This is a genomic window from Spirillospora sp. NPDC049652, assembly GCF_040675125.1.
Taxonomy (GTDB): domain Bacteria; phylum Actinomycetota; class Actinomycetes; order Streptosporangiales; family Streptosporangiaceae; genus Spirillospora.
Genome location: NZ_JBFAOF010000324.1, coordinates 1 through 7,216, shown reverse-complemented (window position 1 = coordinate 7,216; position 7,216 = coordinate 1). Strand labels below are relative to the sequence as shown.

Annotated in this window: 5 protein-coding genes; 2 read left to right on the top strand and 3 right to left on the bottom strand. The window is 73.9% G+C overall.

The genetic code is table 11. The features are described from left to right. The 3 genes from AB0J52_RS20865 to AB0J52_RS20855 form a co-directional block, all read right to left on the bottom strand. Positions 1–1,232, bottom strand: a 1,232-nt coding sequence (locus AB0J52_RS20865; RefSeq protein ID WP_500183305.1) for an MFS transporter, incomplete at its 3' end; no start/stop codon positions are given. Positions 1,233–1,350: 118 nt separating this feature from the next. Further along, complete coding sequence (locus AB0J52_RS20860) at positions 1,351–2,670, bottom strand: adenosylmethionine--8-amino-7-oxononanoate transaminase (RefSeq protein WP_500183303.1); 1,320 nt, start codon at positions 2,668–2,670, stop codon at positions 1,351–1,353. Further along, entirely contained in the window at positions 2,667–4,184 is a 1,518-nt protein-coding gene (locus AB0J52_RS20855) for a CCA tRNA nucleotidyltransferase (RefSeq protein ID WP_500183302.1), read from the bottom strand. Before AB0J52_RS20855 ends, AB0J52_RS20860 begins: the two co-directional genes overlap by 4 nt. Positions 4,185–4,634: 450 nt before the next feature. Between AB0J52_RS20855 and AB0J52_RS20850 the strand changes: the two genes are divergently transcribed. Both AB0J52_RS20850 and AB0J52_RS20845 read left to right on the top strand, forming a co-directional pair. Continuing rightward, a complete protein-coding gene (locus AB0J52_RS20850; RefSeq protein WP_500183301.1) occupies positions 4,635–5,270 on the top strand; it encodes an aminoacyl-tRNA deacylase in 636 nt (211 codons plus the stop codon). A 224-nt stretch (positions 5,271–5,494) separates the two neighbouring features. After that, positions 5,495–7,216, top strand: a 1,722-nt coding sequence (locus tag AB0J52_RS20845) for a DUF6049 family protein (RefSeq protein WP_500183300.1), incomplete at its 3' end; no start/stop codon positions are given.

Genomic DNA, 7,216 nt, shown 5'->3' with positions numbered 1-7,216 from the left:
CCCAGCGCCCCCAGCAGGTAGAGGGCGGCGACACCGGCGACCGTGCCGGACGAGACGCCGCTCACCGGCAGCCAGCTCGCCGCGAGCGCGGCCGACGCGGCGAACGCGGCGTTGAAGAGCATGTCGTAGAGCGCGAAGACCCGGCCCCGGTAGGCGTCCTCGACGGTCTCCTGGAGGATCGTGTCGACGCACAGCTTCACGCCCTGCGACGACACGCCCAGCGCGAACGACGCCGCGGCCCACGCCACCTCGGTGAACGGCAGCCCGAACACCAGCACGCACAACCCGCCGCTCGCGAGCAGGAGCGCGATCCAAGCCTGCTTGCTGATCCGCCGCACGACCGCCGGGGTGACCAGCGCGGCGGCGAAGTACCCGGCTCCGGACACGCCGAGCATCACCGCCGCGACGCGCAGGCCGTCCTCGGCGTCGCCGGTGAAGTGGCCCCGGCAGAGCAGCAGCGTCTGCATCAGCACGACGCCGTACAGGAACCTGTGGAAGGAGATCGCGCCGAGCGCCAGCGCGGCCGGACGCAGCCGCGCGATGTGCCGGGCCCCGTCCACCAGGCCGTTCAGAACCTCCCGGGCCGTCCCGCCGCCGGTCGGCTCGCCCGCGTGCGGGCCGAGCATGTCCTTGGGCAGCAGCAGCGCTACCACCCCGGCGAGCAGGAACAGCACGCCGGCGGCGCCCAGCAGCAGCGCGGTGCCCTCCGCGCCCGCGCCGAACACGGCGCGCAGCAGGTAGCCGAGGCCCCCGCCGACGAACGCGATGATCGTCCCGGAGGTCACGGCGAACGCGTTGGCGGTGACGAGCTGCTCCCGCCGGACCACGTGCGGAAGCGCCGCCGACAGCGCCGACAGGAAGAACCGGTTCACGCCGAGGACGACCAGGCCGCCGACGAAGAACGGCGGCCCGTCCATGTCCACGGCGACCATGACCGCGACGACCAGCACGACCGCCGCGCGCAGCATCGGCGCCCACACCAGGATCTGCCGCCGCCGCCACCGGTCGAGGAACACGCCGGCGAACGGGCCGAGCGCCGAGTACGGCAGCAGCGTGATCGCGAACGCCGCCGCCGCCTCGCCCGCCGACGCCTGCCGCTCGGGCGAGAAGAACACGTACCCGGCGAGCGCGACCTGGAAGACGCCGTCGGTGAGCTGCGAGACCAGGCGCGTGGCATAGAGGCGGCGAAAGTACCGTCCCGCCAGGATCCCCCGCAGCTCGCCGCTTCTCACCCGATCACTGTATTCACGCGTGCGACACCCGAGGCCGCGTCGCTCAGGGACACGGCACTCGGAGTCACGGCGCTCACGGGCACGGCGCTCACGGGCAGGACGCTCACGGGCAGGGCGTTCAGGGCCGCGGCTCGGCCGCCGCGGCGTACATGGCGTCGGCGATGTGCTCCAGCTCGTCCTCGGTGCAGACGTACGGCGGCATCGCGTAGATCAGCTTCCCGAACGGGCGCAGCCAGACCCCGTGGGCCATCGCGGTGTCCTGGACGGTCGCCGTGTCCACCGGCTCGCGCATCTCGATCACCGCGATACCGCCGAGGACGCGGACGTCCGCCACCTCGGGCAGCTCCCGCGCGGGCTCCAGGCCCGCCGTCAGGACGGCCTCGATCGTGTCGATCTCGGTGCGCCAGTCGCGGGAGAGCAGCAGGTCGATCGACGCGGACGCGACCGACGCGGCCAGCGGGTTCGCCATGTAGGTGGGGCCGTGCATCAGCGCCCCGGCCTCGCCGCCGCTGATCACCCCGGCCACCTCGTCGGTGCAGAGCGTCGCGGCCATCGTCATGTACCCGCCGGTCAGGGCCTTGCCGACGCACATGATGTCCGGCACGACCTCGGCGTGGTCGCAGCCCCACATCTCGCCGGTGCGGCCGAAGCCGGTGGCGATCTCGTCCAGGATCAGCGGGACGCCCAGCTCGTCGGCGATCTCGCGGAGCGCGAGGAGGTACTCGGGCGCGTAGAAGCGCATCCCGCCCGCGCCCTGCACGATCGGCTCGGCCAGCACCCCGGCGATCTCGTCGGCGTGCTCGGCGGCGAGGCGGCGCAGGCCGTCCAGGTAGTCCGGGTCGGGGTCGGCGTCGTAGCCGAGCGGCGGGACGTCCGCGAACACGTGCTGGGCGAGCACGTCGCCGAACAGGTGGTGCATGCCGGTGACGGGGTCGCAGACGGCCATGTCGCCGAAGGTGTCGCCGTGGTAGCCGCCCCGGACGGTCAGCAGCCGGCGCCGCTCGGGCCGTCCCCGCGACCGCCAGTACTGCAGCGCCATCTTGATCGCGACCTCGACCGCGACCGAGCCGGAGTCGGCGAAGAACACCTTGGTCAGCGGCCCGGGCATGAGGTCGACCAGCTTGCGGGCGAGCCGGACGGCGGGCGGGTGCGTGAGCCCGCCGAACATCACGTGCGCCATCTTCCCGAGCTGCGCGGTGACCGCCGCGTCCAGCTTCGGGTGCCGGTAGCCGTGGATCGCCGCCCACCAGGACGACATCCCGTCGATCAGCTCGGTGCCGTCGGCGAGGGTGAGCCGCGTCCCGGCCGCCGACACCACCGGGACCGCCGGGGTCGCGGCGGGCATCGGCGCGTACGGGTGCCAGATGTGCTCGCGGTCGAAGGCGACCAGGTCCTCGGCGGCCTGCGGGCTCATCCGCCCGACCTGGAGGTCGATCATCGCCCGTCCTCCGCCGACTCGTCGTCAGCCGGCTCGTCGTTCGGCGGCTCGGCGGTCCCGGGCAGGGTGAGGCCCTGCTCGGCCCCCCAGGCGCGCAGGGCCTCGGTGGCGGCGTCCTTCCCGACGGGCCCCCGGTCGAGGCGCAGTTCGAGCAGGTGCTTGTAGGCCTTCCCGACGATCGGGCCGGGCCGGATGCCGAGGATCTCCTGGATCTCGTTGCCGTCCAGCTCGGGCCGGATCGAGGCGAGCTCCTCCTCCTCGGCGAGCCGGGAGATCCGCACCTCCAGCTCGTCGTAGGTGCGGCGGAGCCGCTCGGCCTTGCGCCGGTTGCGGGTCGTGCAGTCGGCCCGGGTCAGCTTGTGCAGCCGGGACAGCAGCGGGCCCGCGTCCCGGACGTACCGGCGGACGGCCGAGTCGGTCCACTCGCCCGTCCCGTAGCCGTGGAACCGCAGGTGCAGCTCGACCAGCCGGGACACCTCGCCGACCACGTCCTTGGGGTAGCGCAGCTCGGTCAGCCGCTTGCGCGCCATCTTCGCGCCGACCACCTCGTGGTGGTGGAACGAGACGCGCCCGCCCGTCTCGAACCGGCGGGTCTTCGGCTTGCCGATGTCGTGCAGCAGCGCGGCCAGCCGCAGGACCAGGTCCGGGCCGTGCTCCTCCTGCGCGATGGCCTGCTCCAGGACGATCAGGGAGTGCTCGTAGACGTCCTTGTGCCGGTGGTGCTCGTCGATCTCCAGCCGCAGCTTGGGCAGCTCCGGCAGCACGTGCGCGGCGAGGCCGGTGTCGACCAGCAGCGCCAGGCCCTCGCGCGGGTGCGCGCCGCACAGCAGCTTCGACAGCTCGTCCCGGACGCGCTCGGCCGACACGATCTCGATCCGGGACGCCATCCCGGTCATCGCGGCGACCACGTCGGGGGCGACCGCGAAACCCAGCTGGGAGGCGAACCGGGCGGCGCGCAGCATCCGCAGCGGGTCGTCGCCGAAGGAGTCCTCGGGCAGGCCGGGGGTGCGCAGCAGGCCGCGGCCGAGGTCCTCCAGGCCGCCGAACGGGTCGACGAACTCGTAGGCGGGCAGCTTCACCGCCATCGCGTTCACCGCGAAGTCGCGCCGCCGCAGGTCCTCCACCAGGGACGTCCCGTAGGACACCTCGGGCTTGCGGGACCTGGGGTCGTAGGTCTCCGACCGGTAGGTCGTGATCTCCAGCTCGTGGCCGTCCTTGCGGAGGCCGACCGTGCCGAACTCGATGCCGATCGTCCAGACGGCGTCCGCCCAGCCGTCGATCAGCTCCAGGATGCGCTGCGGCGGGGCGTCGGTGGTGAGGTCCACGTCCTTGGTGGGACGGCGCAGCAGCGCGTCGCGCACCGGGCCGCCGACGAGCGCCAGCTCGTGCCCGGCGGCGGTGAACCGTCCGGCCAGGTCCTCGGCCACCGGGGCGACCCGGGACAGCAGCTCGGAGATCGCGGCCCGGCCCGCGTCGGGAGCGTTCGGGATCGCGTTGGGATCAGGCACGGCCATCGAGCGTATGTCCTTGGTCGACTGCTGACAAAGCACTATTCACCGCCGCGAACCCCGCACGCCTCTATACATGGCGCGATAGCCGGGTTACGTTCTGATCACCCCCGCGAGCGCCCGCGCGGCCGGCGGTGAACCTATGAACGACAACGGTAGCGGGGAACCCCGGCAGCGCGGTCCACCGCGGGTACCGCGCCGACCGCGGCGCATGGGTGCGACGGAGCCGCGCGCCTCGGGCGCGCCGAGCGGAGTGGATCCCGCCCGGACGCGCAGGCGGACGGCCATGCCGGGAAAAGGGCCGCGGCCGCGCGGTAATGCGGACGTCCGGGGTGCGACGCCGCGCATCGGGGCCGAATGGACGGGTATGTGGGGAAGCCCCTCACAGAGTGGCTCACGGGGAAACGGAACACCCACCGGGATGCGGGGTGTGGACCCCGCGGGACGGAGCCGGAGATGAAGGACGCCCTCACCATTCACCGCGCGCTGCTGGGCTGGGAGACGCGGCACGAGATCGTGCGCCTGCCGTTCGGCGTCGCGACCGCCGACGAGCTGCCCGAGGCGCTCGGCCTCCCGGCGGAGCGGTGCCTGGTGACCCGCGTCTACGCCTGCGAGCACGTGTACCGGGCCGAGCGGTTCCTGGCCGGGGCCGTGGTCTGCGCGGGCCGCCAGCCCCTGCCGGACGCCGTCCGGCGCGAGGTCGGCGCCCGCCAGGTCCGCCCCGCCCGCGCGGACACGGTCAACGCCGTCACCGAGTACGCGGCGGGCCTGGTCGCGCCGCTGCTGCTGCCGCCCGCGATGCCGCTGCTCATCGACCAGGGGATCATCGAGAGCCGGTCCCCCGACGACGTCGTCTACACCCCGACCGGCGAGCCGTCCACGGCCCTCGGCATCCGGGTCGCCGACCTGTGCGCGCTCACCTCGGCCAAGCCCTGCCACCTGCTGCCGCCGTCCGCCGCCAAGACGCCCCCCACCCTGCACATCGAGCCGCCCGGCCTGCGGGGCCGTCCCGCCGGACGCCCCCGCTCCGCCCGCCCCTCCGGCTCCTCCTCCCTCCGCAACACCCCGCAGACCTCCCGCCAGGCGCCCTGACCACCCCGCCCACCGGGCGGTCCTGATCATTCGCGAGCGCCGGTCACGTCGGGGCCGGCGGGTCGCGTCCGGCCGCCGCACGGCGCCGATCCCTGACGTGGCGGCGCCGGGCGGTCGGACGGGAGGCCGGGCGCGGATACCATCGAGCGCGTGGTGCGGAGACTGGACGCCCGGCCGCTTCTCGGCGGCTCCCGGGCGGGCGCGGCGTGAGAGCGGCGGGACGGGTGGCGGCCCTGACCGCCCTGGTGCCGTGCGTTCTCGCATGCACCGCGCCGGGCGCGTTCGCCCTGCCGGCCGGCGGGATGCCCGCGACCGGCGCGAAGATCGCGTCCGGCGCCGGGATGACGGCCGCCGGGCCGGCGAGCCCTGACTCCGCCGGGCTCCCGGACGCCGCCGCGCCGGGCCGGGCCCAGCAGGGGAAGGTGGCGCTCGCGCTGTCGAGCGTCAGCCCCAAGGCCGCCGAAGCCTCGGGCAAGCGCGGCAAGGTCCAGATCACCGGCACGGTCGAGAACCACACCGGACGCCAGCTCCCCGGGCTGACCATCCGCATGCGCTACAGCGGCAGCCCCCTCACCAACCGCTCCCAGCTGGAGCGCTACGCGGCCGCGCAGCCGTCCGCGCTCGTCGGCGTGGGCGACGAGCCCGTCCAGCTCGCCAAGGCGGCCGTCCCGAACGGCGCCCAGGCCTTCTCCCTCAGCGCGAACACCGCCGACATCGGCATGCGCCGCTTCGGCGTCTACCCGGTCGGCGTCGAGGTCGTGAACGCCGCGCAGGAGGTCGTCGCCGGGGTCACCACCTTCGTGACCTTCGCCCCCAAGCCCGGCGACGTGAAGCCCGTGCGGATCGGCTGGGTCTGGCCGCTGATCGACCGGCAGCACCGCACCGCCGGGGACGGGTTCACCGACGACGACCTCAACGCCCAGCTGGCCAAGGGCGGCAGGCTGGGCGGCCTGGTCTCCGCCGCAGCGACCACCAAGACCCCGGTGACCTGGGCGATCGACCCCGCTTTGCTGGACGACGCGCGCCAGATGGCGAGCGGCTCCTACCAGGTCCGGAGCACGCCGGACGCCGACTCGGTGAAGAAGCCGAAGAGCTCCGCCGCCGAGGCCTGGCTGAAGTCGCTCAAGCAGGCGATGAAGAGCGACCAGTACTTCGCGCTCCCCTACGCCGACCCCGACGTGGTCGCCCTCGTCCGGAACAAGCAGAACAACCAGGTCGCGCTCGCCTACAAGAACGCCCAGACCGCCACCGACGTGCTGGGCGGGCAGCCGAGCACCCCGATGGCCTGGCCGCCGCTCGGCGTCGCCGGCCCCGGCACGCTCAGGCAGCTCGTCAAGCACGGCCGGGTCACCGGGCCGATCCTGATGAGCAGCGACAACGCCTTCGGCCCGTCCCCGACCGGGGCGACGCCGAGCGCGGTGACGACGGCGCAGGTCGACAACCGGACGCACAGCGTCCTCACCTACGACGACAAGCTCTCGGAGATCCTCGACCAGAACAGCCGCGCGCCCGGCGGGAAGACGCTGGTCGAGCAGCGCTTCCTGGCCGAGACCGCGATGATCACCGCCGAGCGCCCGCAGGCCGCGGGCCGCACCCTCGTCGTCGCGCCCGGACGGCACTGGAACCCCTCCCCCGAACTCGCCCGCCAGCTGCTCGCCGACAGCGCGTCGGTGCCGTGGCTGAAGGCCGACACGCTCGACCGGATCGCCCGTGGCCGCCCCGAGCAGCGCCAGCAGCAGGAGTACCCGAAGGACTTCCAGGGCTACGAGCTCGGCCCCGGCTACCTCGACCAGGTGCACCGGATCCAGGCGGAGGCCAATTCCTTCGCCAAGATCGTGGTGAACTCGCCCAGCCCCGTCTACGAGCGGGCCGTGCTCCGGCTGGAGTCGGTGTCATGGCGCGGCAGGCCGTCCGCTGCGGTCGCCGCGCGCCGCCGCGTCAGTGCC